Here is an 18761-nt window from a genome sequence, read left to right as displayed (position 1 = left end):
AAATTATTATGGTGGATATGGCCTAGTTGGTTATGGCGCCAGATTGTGGCTCTGGAGGTCGAGGGTTCGAATCCCTCTATTCACCCCCATTTTAATTGTAAAATATGGCGCTATAGCCAAGTGGTAAGGCATAGGTCTGCAACACCTTGATCTCCAGTTCAAATCTGGATGGCGCCTCCAAAAACCTTGCACCGTTAGCTCAGTTGGATAGAGTGTTCGGCTACGAACCGGAAGGTCGTGGGTTCGAATCCCTCACGGTGCACCAATAGCAACACAATCAAAGACTCATAAATGTGGGTCTTTTTTATTTTATCCCTTTTTAGCCCTTAAGGTAATTATATTATAAAAAGATAATGACATAAAGCAAGCCCTTTTGGCTTATTTTTGTTTTACAGAAGATTTGTAGCGGTTTTTTCCTTAAGAAAAAATCCCTATCTTTGACATCTGAGATACAATTGAATAAGACTTAAATTGTATGGCTGGTATTCTAAATTTCTTGACTTTATAATTTGAAGCCTCTAATATTATATTGTGAGGTACACGTTTGCAATCTGCAATCACTAATTAATTATCTGGAAAGAAGTGAAACAATGAAAAATGAGTATGAAAAAACTGATTCCGTCTGCATCAGAGTGGAAGATGTAGGTAAATCATTTGGTAAAAAGCAGGTTTTGTATGACATCAGTATTAACGTAAATTATTCACAAATTCTTGGGCTTCTTGGTCCTTCGGGTTCGGGCAAGACAACTCTGGTGAAAATAATTGCAGGGGTTGACAACGCAACCCGAGGAAATGTTTTTATGCTGGGCGAAAAAATGCCCAAGCTTTCCGCAATGGGGAATATTGGATATATGGCACAATCTGATGCTCTCTTCGGCGAACTGACAGCTGAAGAAAACCTTCGCTTCTTTGCAGCCTTATATGGATTGAAAGGTTTGAAAAGAAAAAATCAGATCAATGAGGTCATGGAAATTGTGGGGTTAACTGATGATCTGAAAAAGCAGGTGAAAAAATATTCAGGAGGTATGAAACGCAGGCTGTCTCTCGCAGCAGCCCTTATACATAAACCTCGTGTTTTAATATTGGATGAACCTACTGTTGGAATAGATCCGGTGCTTAGAAAATCTATATGGAATGAACTGTATAATCTTAAAAAAGAAGATTCCACAATTATTGTTACAACACATGTAATGGATGAGGCATTAAACTGTGATAATCTTGGGATGATACGTGACGGAAGAATTATCGCAATAGGTACTCCTGAAGAACTGCTTGAAGCAACATCTTCCGAGACACTTGAAGGTGCATTCTTATACTACGGAGGTAAGACTGAATGAGAGTAATTGCAATAGTTGTAAGAATACTACTTCAGCTTAAGCATGATAAGAGAACCATGGGCTTGATGATTGTAGCTCCGATACTTGTTTTAACATTGATGTCATTTATTTTTAACGGCAATGTCTATCATCCTAAAATAGGAATAATAAATGCTCCCATTCTCTTTGTCAACAGACTTGAGGACAAAGAGGCAAGTGTTGTAAGACTTGATGAAAATAATTCTGAAGAGTCATTGAATCTTTTCGAAGTTGATGCTGTAATAGATTTCAAAAGCGGTGTGCCAAATATAAGGCTTGAAGGCAGCGATCCTGCCAAGAACAAGGCAGTCCTTTCACTTGTTCAGAACATAATGCATCCTTTTTCGTCTTTTGAAACAGATATAACATATTTGTACGGTTATGAGAATATGTCTTCTTTTGATAACTTCGGACCTATTCTGATTGGATTTTATGTATTCTTTTTCGTTTTCCTGATAGCAGGTGTTTCATTTTTAAGCGAACGAAACACTGGAACGCTGGAAAGAACCCTTGCCTCTCCAATAAAAAGATGGGAAATAGTTGTTGGTTATCTTCTTGGATTCGGAATCTTCACAATAATTCAATCAGCCTTGATAGCGTGGTATTCCATTGAAGTTCTCGATTTGATGATGGTAGGCTCCTTTGCCTTGGTGCTCATTATAACAATTTTAACTGCAATGACAGCACTTTCAATAGGAACCTTCATATCTGCATTTGCTGAAAATGAAATGCAGATGATTCAATTTATACCTATAGTAATAGTTCCTCAGGTATTTTTCTCAGGCTTGTTTGATCTCAGCACCATGATTCCATTGCTTCAGATAGTTGGACGGTTCACGCCTCTTTGGTATTCAGCTGATGCATTAAGAAACATAATGATACGCGGCAAGGGATGGAGCTCCATAGCATTTGATGTCCTGATTTTATGTATATACTGCATCTTTTTCATTATTGCAAATATTCTTGCTCTTAAAAAGCATCGAAAAATATAATGAGGTGAAAAATGAAAAAATTATTGCTGGTTTTAACAACATTCTTCATTCTTACAGGATGTTCATCAAATTCAGAAAATTTAACCTTGAAAGGAGAAATACAAAATAACATTGTATCATCTGTAAGCGAAGTTTCCGGAAAAATTGTTCAAATGAATAAGCAGCAGGGAGAACCCGTCAAGAAAGGAGATATAATTGCAGTTATAGACAGTATTAATCAAGAGTATATAGTTGATCAGCTGCAGGCGGTTGTCGACATGAAAAAGGCAAAGCTTGAAGAATTAGAAAATGGGGCACGCCCGGAGCAAATTGAGCAAGCAAGTGCAAAAGTTGAATCATTAAAAGCACAGCTTGATATTTTGACAGCAGAGTCAGAATCCGGAAGCAGCAGCGTTTCAATTGCACAGGATGCTTTAGAATCAGCCCAAATAAACTATGATTACATAAAATCACAATATGATATAGTCATGGAATCTTATAACGAAGATATTATTTCAAAAAGTGATTTGGATTTAGCAGCATATAAGCTTGATACAGCCAAGACACAGCTTGACACAGCAAAAAGCCAGCTTCAAAGTGCAAAGATCAAATCAGATCAAGGAATAAAAGCAGCCAATGCAAATTATGATGCGGCAAATGCAGAGCTTAAGCTGCTTCAAAGCGGTGCTGCAAAAGAATCCATTGATATGGCTCAGGCTGATTTAAATCAATCAATTGCACAGTTAAGACAAGGCCAAAATACATTAAGCAAATATAATATTGCAGCTCTGGCTGACGGCATAATCATCAGTAAAAACTTTGAGCTTGGTGACATTGTCACTGCTGGAGGAGACATTGCAGATGTTGCTGTTTTAAATGATATTTATGTACTATGCTATATACCTGATAAATATCTCGATAGAATTTATTACAACCAGGAACTGGATGTGAAAACATCTCAAGGAACTCAAAAGGGAAGAGTAAGTTATATTTCACTTACTCATGAATATACTCCCAAAGATAAGCAGTCTACCTCTGACAGCAAACACACTGCTACGAAAATTAAAATAGCGATTGATGATGCAAATGGAATATTAAAGTCAGGAATTACAGCAGAAGTTATAGTTCCGTTAATTGAATAATAAATTAGATGGTTATTTAATTATGGGGGGTATTGGAGGACTATGACTATATAAAAATTGACTGCGATTATATATGTATATATAATATTATAATAGTGCTGTTGTATTTTCCATAAGGATGAATAATAGATTGATATACATGCCAGAGGCGAAAGTATAAGATCCATAATTACATATGTTTTATTGTGGCAAGAGTGTATATATTTATGAAAGGAACTTTTCATATGAACAAGGAGATAAAAATATTCATTTTTTAAAAATTATATTAATGTTAATTAACATATAAGGAGAGTAGTATGATTGAAGAAAAATTAAAAAAAGCAATCGCCATCTATTGATGAATGGCTTAAAGAAGCAAAAAAAGATCCAGCAGCTTTACAAGAAGGAATGTTTTTAGTCCATAATGGCGTTGTACGTCAAACCCCGAAAGTTAAGGTTCGTCAGGGAATTGATGATGGATCTTTGGTCAAAGGCATGGAATTTTCATATGATGCTGATAAGGTTGAAGCAGCAATTGATGAAACCTATAAGTTGGATGGAATTTTTTATGTTAGAGTTTGGCTTAACGAAGGGCATCTTCAGCTGGGCGATGACATAATGTATGTGCTTATAGGAGGTGACATCAGACCTCATGTTGTTGATGCTCTTCAATTTCTCGTAGGAAAGATCAAAAACGAATGTGTTACTGAAATTGAAAATAAATAGAACATAGGAGAATGAAGACGTCTTGTTTTAAAAGAACTTTTTTATTTTTATCTACTAAGATTAAACATACTATTATAGGGTAAAAATAACTTATGATAAAGTTATCAAAAATACAATATATTTCTGGTGAAAGGAGCGGATAATTTATGAAACCGCTAAATATCGCTTGTTCAAGAACAGCTATGGCTTATGTACTGTCAGGCAGAGATATCATATTAGTTGAGGAGACAGATTTTACGGATATTGCAGCAGTTGTATTGATGGATTTGGATTTAGATATAAAATGGATTCAAAAGGTTAAAAATACAAATTTCGGTATTCCGATTATTATTATTGCAAGAAAAGATAATAAAATAAAACCAAACTTGCTGGAAAAGGGATATACAATACTTGATGGAACTATAGAAAATTTAGAAAAGAACAGCTATAAGATTGAAAAAATTGCCAGTGATTATCAGGAAAAGGTGTTGCCGCCATTCTTCAGATCATTGGCCAATTATATGGAGATGCACAATGTTAAGTTTAATTGTCCGGGTCATCAGGGAGGACAATATTTCAAGAAACATCCTGCAGGCAGATATTTGTATGATTTCTATGGTGAAAATATATTCCTTACTGACATTTGCAATGCGGATGTTGCACTTGGAGATTTGTTGATTCATGAAGGTCCGCCTGCAGATGCTCAAATTAATGCTGCAAGAATATATAATGCAAATAAAACTTATTTTGTAATGAACGGGACAAGTACCGCAAATACAATCACCATTAATGCATTGGTTGCCCCTGGAGACCTTGTGCTTTTTGACAGAAACAATCATAAGTCTGTATACACAGCGGCTTTGATGCAGGCAGGAGGTAATGCAGTATTCCTTGAGACAGCACGTAATCCATTTGGATTTATCGGAGGAATAGATGATCATTGTTTTAATGAAGATTACTTAAGAAATTTGATAAGAAAAACAGACCCGGAAAAAGCTAATGATGTAAGACCTTTTCGTCTTGCTGTAATCCAATTGGGAACATATGACGGAACAATATACAATGCAAGACAGGTTGTAGATAAGATTGGACATCTTTGCGACTATATATTGTTTGATTCTGCATGGGTTGGATATGAGCAATTTATTCCTATGATGAAAGACTGTTCACCGCTATTGTTAGAGCTTAATGCGAATGACCCTGGAATTTTTGTTACACAATCTGTTCACAAACAACAAGCAGGCTTTTCTCAATCTTCATATATTCATAAAAAAGATAATCACATCAGAAACCAAAAGAGATACATTGATCATAAACGATTTAACAATTCATTCAGAACATATGCAAGCACAAGTCCTTTCTATCCGCTGTTTGCATCTTTGGATGTCAATGCAAGAATGCAGGACGGAGAAGCAGGCAGGCACTTATGGGCTGAATGTGTTAAAACAGGCGTTGATGCAAGAAAAGAAATCATTAAGAGATGTAAGCTTCTAAAACCGTTTATACCTCCTGTTGTAAGGGGTAAGAACTGGGAAGAATATGATACTGAGGAAATAGCAAATTCAATTGAATTTTTTGAATTTAAACCCGGAGAGAAATGGCACTCTTTTGAGGGCTACGGGGAAAAACAATATTTTGTGGACCCAAATAAATTTATGCTCACAACTCCCGGCATCAATGCTGAAACCGGAGAATATGAAGACTTCGGAATTCCTGCTGTCATACTTGCAAATTACTTGAGAGAGAGTATGATAATTCCTGAAAAGAATGACTTCAATTCAATACTGTTCTTAATGACACCGGCAGAGACTCCTGAGAAAATGGAAATACTTGTTACACAATTAGAAGATTTTGAAAAAATCATAAATGAAGACGTACCTATTAGTGAAGTGCTTCCGGAGCTTTACAGAAAATACGAAGAACGCTACAAGGATTATACAATAAGACAATTATGTCAGGAAATGCATGACTTCTACAGAAGCAAGGATGCAAAGGTGTGTCAAAAACAATTGTTCAGAGCAGATTATTTCCCAGAACGCGCAATAACTCCATGGGAAGCTGATAATGAACTTACAAGGAACAATGCTAAATTGGTAAAACTTGATGATATCCTCGGTGAAATAGCATTAGAAGGTGCTTTGCCGTATCCTCCAGGAATTTTCTGCGTAGTTCCAGGAGAAAGATGGAATGAAGTAGCTCAAAAATATTTTCTCATACTTGAAGAACTCATAAACAAATTTCCTGGCTTTGCTCCTGAAATACAAGGAGTTTATCTGGAAAAAGAAAATGGGTCCATTAAAGGATATGGGTATGTATTAGATAGAAAAAATGACTCAAAAGTAAATTGAAGAATGTTAATGGCTCCGAAATTGTCGGAGCTATTTTTTATAAAAATGATCGTCAGAAAGCTTGATAACTTTATTATTTTGTAGTAAGGTCGTAGTAGTAGAATTTTATAAACTAATAATATTTATAGGATAGGGAGGAGAGGCGTAATGAATATAAGATTAATGAATGAAAATGACTATGATAACACCTATCAGATTTGGATTAATACGCCAGGAATGGGATTGAATAATTTAGATGATTCCAGGGAAGGTATTGCAAAGTTTTTAAAAAGGAATCCAAAGACTTGTTTTGTTGCTGAAGATAACGGAAAACTAATAGGAATTATTATGAGCGGTAATGATGGGAGAAGAGGATATATATATCATACAGCAGTTGTACCGGCAGAACGCAATAAAGGTGTTGGGACAGCACTGTTGAATGTTTCTTTAAATGCATTGAAAGAAGAAGGAATAAATAAAGTAGCATTGGTTGTATTTGCTGAAAATATCACAGGCAATAAATTTTGGGAAAGTCATGAGTTTATTCAACGAAACGACTTAATATATAGAAATAAGGCATTAAGTGATATTCAAAGAATAGATACCTGATTAAAAATCAACGTTCATATTAATGCTTGTATGCTCCCATTGCTTAAAGCAAAATAATGTTACAGGATGTAGACTTAAAATAATTATAATGGCTAGTCTTCATAGCAGCCAGGTTAAGGGGTGATAATATGAATGAAATGAAAAAAGAACTGATTGCACCATGCGGTATGAACTGCAGACTATGCATCGGATATCAAAGAGAAAAAAATAAGTGCGCGGGATGCCGCAATGAAATTGACATAAGATATGTAACAAAAGGCAGTATCAGCTGTATAATTAAAAATTGCCCTGAAATAAAGAAAAGCAAGTCAGGATTCTGCTTTGAATGTGAAAAGATGCCCTGCAGAAGGCTTAAGCAGTTAGACAAGAGATATAAAACAAAATATCATATGAGTATGCTTGAAAACCTTAATTATATAAAGGAACACGGCATTGATGAATTCCTTGCCAATGAGGAATTGAGGTGGAGATGTCCTAACTGCGGAAATATATTATCCGTACATAGGACAACGTGTCTTAAATGCAATGAACAAGTTAAATAAACTCATGAAAAAAATATATCATAAAGATTGTGTTATGTATTGTTAAGCATAAACAAATCATGTTCTTTGTCGATATAATCAATATATGACTTAAGAAAAAGTAATCAACTAAGTTTATATCTTGGAGGGAAAATGAAAAAAGAATATCTAGAGGTACTTGGAAATTTGATCGGTATTTTTCAAAATTTAGTGACGGCAGATTTTAATATTGCTGTAAGCGACACAGAAAAAATTGTAGCAGCAAGTCCCGGAAAAACAATAAATTTAAATCTTCATACCGGTGAAATTCTTAAGGAAGGTTCAGTTGCTATGGAAGCCATAAATTCAGGAAATCCGGTTATAAGACAGGTTCCTCGTGAAGTTTACGGAGTTCCATATATGGGCAGGGCGATACCTTTATTAGATGGTAATGAAGTTTTCGGCTGTATCATAGTTGCTGAATCATTAGATGCAAAAGAAAAACTGATAGATATGGCTCAAAATTTATCAACAACAATAGAACAGATAACTGCTGCAATGGAAGAAAATGCAGCAGGATTAGAAAAGGTAGCCGGCTTAAGCCATCAAATGGAACAGGTTTCAGAGGTTAACCTGCAATCTGTCATGGAAACGGATAAGATAGTTGATACTGTTTATAACATAGCAAGACAATCCAAGCTTTTAGGTTTTAATGCTTCAATAGAAGCAGCACATGCAGGAAAAGCAGGACGAGGGTTTACTGTTGTTGCTTCTGAAATAAGTCAATTAGCTGAGAATAGTACCAACTCTACAAAAAAGATAACAGATATATTAGAAAAATTGAAAACAGAAAATGGTAAGGTAAACAAGACAAGCCAGGAATTATCTTTGATATTAAATCAAATAGCAGCCGCTACCGAGGAAGTCAGCGCAGCAACTCAAGCCCTGACACATATGTCATCAGAATTGTTGGATATGGCTGAAAATTTAATATAAGAACAGAAATAAGAGGACTGCTCTTTGTGATTGACAGTATTTATCAATCCCTAAGAACTGTCTCCTTATATTATTTGAAATTTTTCCACGCCCCCTCTGACAGCAGCGACAAGGAGAACTTTTCCCTCTCATGTCAGTCTATGAAGTAGCCGATGGAATTAAAGATACTTGCTAAACCTTTCATATTAAGAATTTTGATTTCCTTGTAATGCTGGGAGATCAGTTTTTCATCTGCAAAAGTGTTCAATAATTTCGTTACAGAGACCCTGTTCATACCAGTCAATAATGCAATTTGTTCATGGGTATATTGGACTACATCACCTGCACAGTTAGTGTATAAAAAATAAGCTAACTTTTCATTGTTTTTCATAAAACGATTACAACATATATAATTTGATAATGTTATTATTTTATTAATAAAAATTCCATTAAGTTAAGAATTGATACTTTGTTTTTTATGCACTTTTCCAAAAATACATTAGCATTCATGTAGTATAGCTGTACATTAGTAACAGAATCAACGCTGATCTTTCGTTTTTGAATATTAGAAAGCGGTTCACTTCCTATAAGCTGATTTTCATCAATGTAAAAAAGTGTTATTTCATCACCCCGTTCATTGAGGCAATATGTCCTTACACGGCCTTTTGCTACAAAATATATTTTATCGGTAGAATCACCCTTTTGAAAGATTATTTCTCCGGGAGAGTATTGTTGAGCATGTCCAAATAGTCTGAATATTTCAGCAACATTTAATTCAATATCTTTATTATCTTGTATCATATATACTCCTATAATAGTTATTTATAAAATGTAACAAATACTACAATTGGTTTTAAGTTATTATGTTATTATATCACAAAAGAGTAAAAACGTTTACATTTTTTTGAAAATATATAGGCAACATAGGATAATTTTTAATCAAAAGTTTTATTAAGGTTTTAAATAGTCCTTTTTAATATACTGCCATTAAACAGAAAATAATTAAATATTAAATCTTGTATCAGGATATGACTATTATTTTAAAGAGGTGAAGTATGAATAAAACTATGAAATGCATTGTAAAGGTAAGTGCAGGACCAGGTAATTTGGAATTATGGGAGAAGCCTATTCCATCACCAGGACCGGGAGAGGTACTTGTAAAGGTACACTTGACTGCCATCTGCGGTACAGATATTCATATTAAGGATTGGGAAGAATTTGCCCAAAAACGCATGTCTCCGCCCACTACCATAGGACATGAATTCTGCGGAAATATTATTGAGGTTGGACCGGGTGTAAGCAAAGAAAGAATTGGACAATTAGTGTCAGCTGAAAGTCACATAGCATGTCACAAATGTTCCTTATGCCTTGATGGCAAAGAAAATCTATGCGTTAATACAAAAGCCATAGGTGTTCATGTAAATGGCTGCTTTGCTGAATATGTGACAATACCTTCAGAAAATGCGTATGTTTGCAATCCTGCTATTTCAGAGGAAAATAATGCAATGCTGGAGCCTCTTGGCGTTGCTGTTCACGCTGCCACGAAAGTTGAGCTGGGCGGAAAGATTGTGGCAATAACAGGCTGCGGACCAATAGGTCTCATGGCTGCCACCGTTGCAAAAAAACTTGGTGCTGCAAAAGTTATATGCGTGGAACCTAACAGCTACCGTGCTGAAGCAGCATACAAAATGGGAGCAGATCTGGTTTTAAATCCAATCGGCTGCGACATTGTAGAAGAAATGAAAAGAGAGTGTGAAGGTCTTGGACCGGATGTGGTGCTGGAATTCTCCGGCAACGTAGGAGGAATACAGGCTGCTACAAAATACATTCGTGCCGGCGGTTCTATTGTGGTTGGTGGACTGCCGAACCGTGAAGTTCCTCTTAATTTTACAGAGACATTCTACAGAGGAGTTAATCTGATTGGAATCAGCGGACGTGAAATGTATCATACATGGAAGGTTATGAAAGGACTGCTTGATGCAGGCATGGATGTATCCGGCTGTGTAAGCCATATCCTGCCAATGGAAGAGTATGATAAGGCATTTGAACTGTTGGCGTCGGGACAGGCACTGAAAATATTGCTGAGACCGTAGCGATATGTATTTGTAAAAAGAAGCATTAGCTTTGATTAAATTATAGTTAATAAAAAATTATTAAAAATATAAAGGAGGAACATAATGGATTATTCAAAGGATTTTTTAACTGAGCTCTATAAGGAATTAGTTGAATTAAGATTGTTTGAAGAAAAATTAGTAGAGATTTACGCTCTGGGAAAAGTACCAGGACATATTCACAGCGGAGTAGGTCAGGAGGCTACTTTTGTAGGAACTCTTGCCACAAGAAAACAAGGCGATTATTATAAAATTTCTCATAGACCTGTTGGCACAGCAGCAATTATAGGAGTTCCCTTAAATACAGTATTCTCAGAAATTATGGGTAAAAGAGACGGCAATTCAGGCGGAAGAGGCGGAGTAAACCACGTGGCTTTGCTGAGCAAAGGAATGCTTGGTTTTTCAGGAACATTAGGCAGTGACATGGCAGTAGGCGTAGGCGCAGGGCTTACTATCAGAAAAAATAAAACTGACAATATGGTATATGTATTTTTCGGAGACGGAACTGCAAACAGAGGAGCTGTTTATGAAGCGATGAATCTTGCTTCTGCATGGAAACTACCGGTGCTTTTCGTATGCGAAAACAATCAGTTTGCTATTTCCACACATGTTTCAGAAGCTTCACCCGTAGCTAATCCAGGAGCAGACAGAGCTGCTGCCTATGGAATACCTTCAAAAATAGTTGATGGCACAGATGTGCTGGATGTATATGAAGGTGCCAAGGAACTTGAAGAATACGTAAGAAGCGGAAACGGTCCTGCCATACTTGAAGCCAAGTCATACAGATGGAGAGGTCATTTTGAAGGTGACCAGATGAAATATCGTGATGCAAGTGTGACTGAAGAATGGATGAAAAAAGACAGCGTTGAAAAAATTGAAAATTATCTGTTGGAAAACAATTTAATAACAACAGATGAAATCAGTAAAATTCGTCAAGAAATAAATGCTGAACTGGATAAGGCTATTGAATTTGCGGAGGCAAGCCCTGCTACCCCTGAAGAAGAAATTTATGAATATTTGTATGTTAAATAATGAGGAGGAATTAATATGCTGGTAACTTACGGACAGGCAATTGGCGATGCTATAAAAGAAGAAATGCGTAAAGATGATAATGTAATTTTATATGGCGAAGATGTTGCACAAATGGGAAATATTTTTGGTATAACAAAAGGAATCCTTGAAGAATTCGGATCTGACAGGGTAAAAAACACACCTATTGTTGAAACTGCAATTATTGGAAGTGCCATTGGTGCTGCAGTTACAGGACTAAGACCATGCGTTGAATTGATGTATGCGGATTTTTCACTGGTTGCATTCAACGAGCTGTTCCATTGCGTAGGCAAATGGAGATATATGCATGGACCTGAATTTAAACTTCCACTGGTTGTAAGAAGTGCCATGGGTTCTTCCTTTGGTGCAGGAGCTGAACATTCAAACTGTCTTGAAAGTCTGTACATGCATGCTACAGGTCTTACAGTTGTTAGCCCTTCATGTGCATATGATGCAAAGGGGCTTCTTAAGACGGCCATTCGTTCTGACGATCCTGTTCTTTTCTTTGAACATAAACAGCTTTATCAGACAAAAGAAAATATTCCTGACGATGAGTACACAATTCCTTTTGGTGTTGCAGACATTAAAAGAGAAGGAACAGATGTAACTGTTATTGCTGTGGGACTCATGGTTAAGAAAACTCTTGAAGCAGCAGAAATTCTTGCAAATAAGGGTATAAGCATTGAGGTTATAGACCCGAGGACACTTGTTCCTTTTGACAAAGAAACTGTTTTTGAATCTGTGAGAAAAACACACAGAGTGGTTGTGGTAGAAGAAAGCAATAAGACTGCCGGTATCGGTGCTGAGCTTGCAGCCATGCTTCAGGAAGAAATGTATGATGAATTGGATGGGCCAATTGTGAGGGTTGCAGCTTTGGATGTGCCTTTGCCGTACAATATAGCACTGGAGAAATTCTGTATTCCTGATGCAAATAAAATTGTTTCTGCCGTGGAAAGTTTGTTTTAATGAATAAATTAAAAAGGAGGATGGTTAACGCTTCAATCGTTAACATAAAAATATATGAGTGTTGAATTGCTAATGCCCAGGGCAGGTTTAACTATGGTAGAAGGCACCATAGTAACGTGGAAAGTTGAAGAGGGCACTCAGGTTAAGAAGGGTGACTCAATTCTTGAAATAGAAAATGAGAAAACAACTATGGATTTTGAGTGTACTGCAGACGGATACTTACATATTGTTGCAAAACCAGGAGATGTTGTTGCAGTTGGAAATGTGACAGCTATTGTTGCTGAAACTTTAGAAGAATATAAAACTATTGCAAAGTCTCAACCAAATGCTGGAAACAACGAATTTGAAGTTGACAAGGAAAAGGTTGAGAAGCCACAAGCAAAACAAGTTACATCTGTGACAAGCAGCGGACACATAAAAGCAACGGGTCTGGCAAAAAAACTTGCTGCTTCAGCAGGAATTGATATAAAGAAAGTTGAAGGAACAGGACCTAACGGTAGAATTGTTGCCAAGGATATTGATGACTACATTAAGAACATGGAAACTGTCAATGCTGCAAATACAGAAGTCAATGCTGCTCAAAGCGAAACATATGGTAGTCCTGAAATCATACCTTTGACCGGTGTAAGACGTTCAATTGCAAAAAACATGTACGAAAGTCTTCAAAATATGGCACAGTCATCAGCTGCAGTTGAAGTTGATGTGACAAAATTGAACGACATGAGAAAAATACTTACAGAAAAGAAGGATTTTATAGGATGTAAGGTTACTATGAATGACCTGCTTGCCATGGCTACTGTTAAAGTACTGAAAAAACATCCCCTTGCCAATGCTACATTTGACGGTAAAGAAATAACAACATATCCATATGTGAATCTTTCTGTAGCTGTAGGCGCAGAAGCAGGTCTTATGGTACCTGTTCTTAAGAATGCTGACAGGATGACATTGTCGCAACTTAGCAATAACTTGAAGGACCTTGTTGAAAGAGCCAAAGACGGTAAGTTATTAAATGGTGAGCAGTCAGGGGGAACATTTACAATTTCTAATGTAGGCATATTCCCTATTGATATAGCAACACCTATTATTAATCCACCGCAGGTTGCCATAATGGGATTTGGCCGCTCAGTTAAAAAAATGGTTGTTGTTGGTGATGAACCTTGCATAAGGACTATGATGAATTTATTTGTTACATTTGACCACAGGGTATTTGACGGTCTTGAGGTAGGCAGGATTATGTATGACATGAAGGAATATATTGAAAATCCTGAGTTAATCATGGTATAAATTTTCAAATTCCTATTAGGAGGTTTATATGAAAAGCGCAAAAGGGATAGTTAAAAATGTTTATGCTGTAAGGCTTGAAGCCGGTGAAGATATTATTGAGGGCATTACTAAGTTGTGCGAACAATACAACATAAAGCATGGTGTAATTGTTTCCGGAATAGGAAGTTTAAGCAAAGCTTCATTTTGTGATCCTGCACCATTTCCTGAAAAACCCGGTGGATATGGATACGGCGACACAATAGTGCTAGAAGGCGGTATTGAGCTAATAAGTCTATCTGGTGTTATATGTGAAGATGATGACAAGAATGTATCACTCCATATTCATGGTGCATTTGCCGACGGTGAAGGCAAATCATATGCGGGACATTTAGTAAAGGGAAATCATGTCCTGATTACAGTGGAAGTAATCATTGAAGAGTTTGAAAACATCTATATGGCAAGAAAATTTGATGAAGAACGAGGTATGATGTTATTTACGCCTATACAGAATTAATATATGCCTCCAAAAGCTGCACCGTTAGCCAAGTTATATATTAGCTGCGAACCGGAAGGTCGTTGGTTACAAAATCTAACGGTGCAACATTATAATACAAGTAAGGACTCATAAATATGAGTCTTTATTATTTTATTAAGGAACAATAATAACTGATATATTTCACGCCAATAGTCCACTTTTTCTTTTAAGAATATAATACGTATAAGTTTTAAAAATAGGACAAAAGTTACCATGTTAAATTATTGATATTTATATGGAAAAATACACTTTTATATTATATAATATAAAAAAAGCGCGAAAAAAATAAGAATATCTGGAGGAAATTATGAAGGTAAAAGTCTGTGTAGGTTCAAGCTGTACATTGCTGGGTTCAATGGGAATTTTAGATCAGATAGATGACTTGAAGGACATTATCAGTGAAGATGCAGAGAACTATAATGATGAAGAGTTAGAAGTAGAAGCAATTAAATGTTTAGGATTTTGCAAAGAAACTGCTGAAAAAGTAGCTCCTGTAGTAGTTATAGATGACGAGATTATGTTTAACGCCACAAGTCAGACTGTAATGGAGAAAATTGTAAACAAGATGAGAAAGTGACGTAAGGTAACTAAAGGAGGAAATTATAATGAAAGAAAGCTATGTTAATCTAATTAATATTAGAAGACAGGTTTTTGCAAAAATTGCTAAAATGGCATACGATGGTACAGATTTAAGTGAATTAGAAAAATCATCTTTTGAGATTTTACCTGGTGAGGTAGCATTATATAGAGATAGCATATTTAGAGAAAGAGCAATAGTAGACGAAAGACTAAGACTTACATTAGGATTAGACGTTAGAAAACCAACGGACTACCATCGTGTTACTGACGGAATTTCTGAAGCAGATGTGGATGAAACTCAATTTATTGAACCATTAGTAAATGTAATTTCCTTTGCATGTGAAGCGTGTCCAACAAAAGCTTATAATGTTACAGACAATTGCAGAAAATGCTTAGCACATCCCTGCACAAATGTATGCCCGGTAAATGCAGTTTCTATTGGAAAGGACAGGGCAATTATTGATCAGGATAAATGCATTAAATGTGGCCGTTGCAAGGAAACATGTCCATACAGCGCAATTGTAAAATATGAAAGACCTTGTGCCGCAGCATGCGGTGTTAATGCAATAGAAAGTGATTATTTAGGCAGAGCTAAAATCAATGTGGACAGATGTGTATCTTGCGGAAATTGCATTATTCAGTGTCCTTATGGAGCAATTTCTGATAAGTCGCAAATTTATCAGCTTGTGAAAGCACTAAAAAATAACAATCATATATATGCTATTATAGCTCCGTCATTTTTGGGCCAGTTTGGACCATTGGCATCGCCGGTTCAAATATTCGAGGGTATAAAACAGCTTGGATTTGAAGATGTAGTAGAGGTAAGTCTTGGAGCCGACATTACAACTTTACGTGAAGCAAAAGAGTTTCTTGAAAGAGTACCTGAAGAACATCCTTACATGGGAACAAGCTGCTGCAATTCCTGGACAATAATGGTTCAAAAATTATTTCCGGATCAATACCAGTATATATCAGATTCTGCTTCACCTATGGTTGAGACTGCAAAATATATTAAGAACAAGGATCCAGAAGCAAAAATAGCATTTATAGGACCTTGCATTTCTAAGAAGTTAGAAGCATTGAGAGAAGATGTTAAGGATTTTGTGCATTTTGTAATAACATATGAGGAACTTATGGGTATGTTTGTTGCTAAAGGAATAGAATTGTCAGAAATAGAGGTGTCAAAAGAAATACAAGATGCTTCCACACTGGGACGAGGCTATGCCATAGCAGGCGGAGTTGCAGAAGCAGTAAAAAGTACTGCTTTAAAAATTGACCCTTCAAGGGAAATAAATGTTGAAGGTGCATCTACATTGCATGAGTGCGTAAAGCTTATGAGATTGGCAAAAGCAGGGAAAAAGAACGGGTACTTGCTTGAAGGTATGGCATGCTCAGGCGGATGTATAGGCGGACCCGGAACAATAGCTTCATTAAATAGAGTTAGAAAGGCAGTAACTGAGTTTAAAAATCAGTCAGAATATGAAACACCTTTTGATAATGACACTATTGATGAAAAATTGAGAAGCAAGTAGGGGACAAAGTCCCCTTTTTCCATACTACGAACTTTTTATTTTTTGTATTCCTTTTTCTGTAATTCTTGTTCCGCCTCGGCCGTTACATATGGATATGAGGTTTCTTTCTTCTAAACCATGAAGTACATTTCGAAGGCTTGCATCTCCAATGTATATTTGCAATGATTTTAAACAATTGTTTAACTGCATTCGTCCTATGCCATGAGAAAATTGAGTGTTTTCCATAATTATTTTTAGAATTTCCATTTCAATACAATTGTCATCCATGTAACTTATAGTCTTATTAACCATAATTGGTTCAACAGGAGAATTCAATAAATATTTCGGCAGCATAGACAGAGTGTTGTAATGTATAGCGGCACTTTCAAGTTCACGTATATTGCCTGGCCAGGTATATGTACACAATATGTCTTTATCAGAATCAGTCAGTTGGTTGTATTTTTGACCCAAAAAACTTGACATAAGAGGAAGTATGTCCTCTGTTCTTTTTTTCAAAGGTTCAATACATATGGATATTACATTAAGACGATAATACAAATCCCGCCTGAAGTTACCTTGTTCTACCTCACTGACTAAGTCCTTGTTTGTGGCAGCAATTATTCTCGTATCAATATTTATCATCCTGTCGCTGCCTATTCGCATTATTTGTCGTTCCTGTAAAACACGAAGAAGTCTTGATTGAAGATTAGGAGAAATATCTCCTATTTCATCAAGAAAAATTGAACCTCCATTTGCCTGTTCAAACAATCCGATTTTTCCTGTTTTTCTTGCTCCGGTGAATGAACCGCTTTCATATCCGAAAAGTTCACTTTCAAGCAATGATTCCGGAAGTGCTGCACAATTTATGGCAACAAATGGCATGTTTTTTCGTTGAGAATAGTTGTGTATTGACTGTGCCAACAGTTCCTTGCCTGTTCCGCTTTCACCGGTTATGAGTACAGTATGATCAGTTAGCGCTACTTTTTTTGCAGTAACAATACATTCTTTCATTGCAGGGGAAACATGTATAATATCTGAAAAATTGTATTTTGCGCAAAGACCTTTTTTTGCCAGTATTTTTCTGGCATTTATTTCAATATCCCTCAAATCCTTTTCGTTTTGTAAAATAATATAGTAACCCATTACTTCATCCATGAGCATTATGGGTGTTTTTTCAACGAAATAGTTTGTTTCATTAAATACAATGCCATCTTTAGTCGTTATTTCTTGTTTTAGTTTTGCAAACAACTCATGACCCACCATATCTGAAAGTGGAATGTCAGAGCTTTTGTTTTTTATGTCAAACAATACTTTTGCCTTATCATTTGAAAAAAGGATGTGATATTTTTCATTTGTTATAATAAGAGCTGTTGGAAGATCGTTTATTACACTGTCAAAAACATGATTTTTGACAAAGTTGTTCAAATAGTTGTTATGTAAGTAAATATCCGGCTCAGCTATGGATTTTATATGTCTTACCAAATTTCTGTTTGTCAGTTCAAAATCCAAATCCAGCCTGGACATAAGACTGACCAGCGTATCAAAACTTATTTCCCTATAACCGATATTTATAATTTTGTGTATGTAATCAGGAACCATATGAACTTCATTTGGAGTAATGCATATTTGAAAATCTTTGTATTTTGAATTAGCTGCATCTTTAGGGTCATAGGGAACCAAATTTATATGATTCATTCCCAACTCGTAAAGCGAACATAGACTTTGTACGGCTGTTTCATATGTGTCATTTATTACAAGCACATTTGTATTTTTCGGAATACGAGAGATTTCATAAAGCGGCTGTTTTTTTAGACTCCTGTGCATGATTATGATATTGTTGTAGTTTGTAATTTTATCTTTAAGAGGATAGAGCATTGTTCCATCTGTGAGTATATAAGCATCTGCACTAATTTTAAAATTGATGGGAAGCTCATTTATATAATAATTCTCAACAATTAAATAATTTTCAAAAATCTTCTCAAGATTATCTTTTAAATATGTAATAACTTCCTGATTATCACTGTTTTTATAAATAATTGCAACCTTTTTCATATTGGTCTCCATTATCATAATTTCAATATTATTAACTAAAAAATTTCAACTGCATTAATTAAAATCTCAATAATCAAAACAATTAAAATTATATGCAAAATATTAGGATGAAATGAGTTGTGACTTGTTAA

General features: G+C 35.7%; 18 protein-coding genes and 3 tRNA genes. 18 read left to right on the top strand and 3 right to left on the bottom strand.

The features are described 5' to 3' along the window. Nucleotides 1–10 precede the first annotated feature (10 nt). The 11 genes from BN358_RS04390 (at nt 11) to BN358_RS04340 (ending at nt 8584) form a co-directional block, all read left to right on the top strand. A tRNA-His gene (locus BN358_RS04390) sits at nt 11–89 on the top strand. Between the two features lie 17 nt (nt 90–106). Beyond that, nucleotides 107–180 (top strand) — tRNA-Cys (locus BN358_RS04385). Between the two features lie 8 nt (nt 181–188). Then, nucleotides 189–265, top strand: a tRNA-Arg gene (locus BN358_RS04380). A gap of 325 nt (nt 266–590) precedes the next feature. Continuing rightward, nucleotides 591–1337 carry an ABC transporter ATP-binding protein gene (locus BN358_RS04375; protein ID WP_019228088.1) on the top strand — a complete coding sequence of 249 codons (747 nt, stop codon included), beginning with the start codon at nt 591–593 and terminating at the stop codon, nt 1335–1337. Next, on the top strand, nt 1334–2347 hold the full coding sequence (locus tag BN358_RS04370; protein ID WP_019228087.1) for an ABC transporter permease: 1014 nt from the start codon (nt 1334–1336) through the stop codon (nt 2345–2347). Before BN358_RS04375 ends, BN358_RS04370 begins: the two co-directional genes overlap by 4 nt. Before the next feature lie 11 nt (nt 2348–2358). Then, entirely contained in the window at nt 2359–3468 is a 1110-nt protein-coding gene (locus tag BN358_RS04365) for an HlyD family secretion protein (protein WP_019228086.1), read from the top strand. Nucleotides 3469–3801: 333 nt separating this feature from the next. After that, the gene (locus BN358_RS04360; protein ID WP_040582012.1) at nt 3802–4173 is read left to right on the top strand and encodes a molybdenum cofactor biosynthesis protein MoaE; all 372 of its coding nucleotides are present in this window, start codon (nt 3802–3804) and stop codon (nt 4171–4173) included. A gap of 146 nt (nt 4174–4319) precedes the next feature. Continuing rightward, nucleotides 4320–6500, top strand: coding sequence for an ornithine decarboxylase (gene speC, locus BN358_RS04355; protein ID WP_019228084.1), 2181 nt, complete (start codon nt 4320–4322; stop codon nt 6498–6500). A gap of 147 nt (nt 6501–6647) precedes the next feature. Beyond that, a complete protein-coding gene (locus BN358_RS04350; protein ID WP_019228083.1) occupies nt 6648–7088 on the top strand; it encodes a GNAT family N-acetyltransferase in 441 nt (146 codons plus the stop codon). A 128-nt stretch (nt 7089–7216) separates the two neighbouring features. Continuing rightward, nucleotides 7217–7630, top strand: a complete 414-nt coding sequence (locus BN358_RS04345) for a DUF3795 domain-containing protein (RefSeq protein WP_019228082.1) — start codon at nt 7217–7219, stop codon at nt 7628–7630. Between the two features lie 132 nt (nt 7631–7762). Continuing rightward, nucleotides 7763–8584, top strand: a complete 822-nt coding sequence (locus BN358_RS04340) for a methyl-accepting chemotaxis protein (RefSeq protein ID WP_019228081.1) — start codon at nt 7763–7765, stop codon at nt 8582–8584. Between the two features lie 133 nt (nt 8585–8717). On the opposite strand, the gene BN358_RS28560 is transcribed toward BN358_RS04340, so the two are convergent. Both BN358_RS28560 and BN358_RS04335 read right to left on the bottom strand, forming a co-directional pair. Next, nucleotides 8718–8954: a helix-turn-helix domain-containing protein gene (locus tag BN358_RS28560; protein ID WP_083851500.1), complete on the bottom strand. Its 237-nt coding sequence runs from the start codon at nt 8952–8954 to the stop codon at nt 8718–8720. Nucleotides 8955–8989: 35 nt separating this feature from the next. Continuing rightward, complete coding sequence (locus tag BN358_RS04335) at nt 8990–9364, bottom strand: Crp/Fnr family transcriptional regulator (RefSeq protein WP_019228080.1); 375 nt, start codon at nt 9362–9364, stop codon at nt 8990–8992. Between the two features lie 254 nt (nt 9365–9618). On the opposite strand from BN358_RS04335, the gene BN358_RS04330 reads away from it, so the two are divergent. The 7 genes from BN358_RS04330 (at nt 9619) to BN358_RS04300 (ending at nt 16599) form a co-directional block, all read left to right on the top strand. Beyond that, the gene (locus tag BN358_RS04330) at nt 9619–10656 is read left to right on the top strand and encodes an alcohol dehydrogenase catalytic domain-containing protein (RefSeq protein ID WP_019228079.1); all 1038 of its coding nucleotides are present in this window, start codon (nt 9619–9621) and stop codon (nt 10654–10656) included. Between the two features lie 84 nt (nt 10657–10740). Continuing rightward, nucleotides 10741–11706: a thiamine pyrophosphate-dependent dehydrogenase E1 component subunit alpha gene (locus BN358_RS04325; RefSeq protein ID WP_019228078.1), complete on the top strand. Its 966-nt coding sequence runs from the start codon at nt 10741–10743 to the stop codon at nt 11704–11706. A gap of 15 nt (nt 11707–11721) precedes the next feature. Then, nucleotides 11722–12690 (top strand): alpha-ketoacid dehydrogenase subunit beta, encoded by a 969-nt coding sequence (locus BN358_RS04320; RefSeq protein WP_019228077.1) that lies wholly within the window; start codon nt 11722–11724, stop codon nt 12688–12690. Between the two features lie 54 nt (nt 12691–12744). After that, nucleotides 12745–13974 carry a dihydrolipoamide acetyltransferase family protein gene (locus BN358_RS04315; RefSeq protein WP_019228076.1) on the top strand — a complete coding sequence of 410 codons (1230 nt, stop codon included), beginning with the start codon at nt 12745–12747 and terminating at the stop codon, nt 13972–13974. 28 nt (nt 13975–14002) lie between these two features. Then, complete coding sequence (locus tag BN358_RS04310; RefSeq protein ID WP_019228075.1) at nt 14003–14467, top strand: PPC domain-containing DNA-binding protein; 465 nt, start codon at nt 14003–14005, stop codon at nt 14465–14467. A 328-nt stretch (nt 14468–14795) separates the two neighbouring features. Then, on the top strand, nt 14796–15065 hold the full coding sequence (locus tag BN358_RS04305; protein WP_019228074.1) for an NAD(P)H-dependent oxidoreductase subunit E: 270 nt from the start codon (nt 14796–14798) through the stop codon (nt 15063–15065). A 28-nt stretch (nt 15066–15093) separates the two neighbouring features. Further along, entirely contained in the window at nt 15094–16599 is a 1506-nt protein-coding gene (locus tag BN358_RS04300; protein WP_019228073.1) for a 4Fe-4S dicluster domain-containing protein, read from the top strand. 24 nt (nt 16600–16623) lie between these two features. Here the strand turns inward: BN358_RS04300 and BN358_RS04295 are convergent, their stop codons facing one another. Next, nucleotides 16624–18630, bottom strand: a complete 2007-nt coding sequence (locus tag BN358_RS04295; protein ID WP_019228072.1) for a sigma 54-interacting transcriptional regulator — start codon at nt 18628–18630, stop codon at nt 16624–16626. Nucleotides 18631–18761: the final 131 nt, after the last annotated feature.

The organism is Sedimentibacter sp. B4 (assembly GCF_000309315.1).
GTDB lineage: Bacteria > Bacillota > Clostridia > Tissierellales > Sedimentibacteraceae > Sedimentibacter > Sedimentibacter saalensis.
This window is presented reverse-complemented; position numbering and strand designations above follow the sequence as displayed.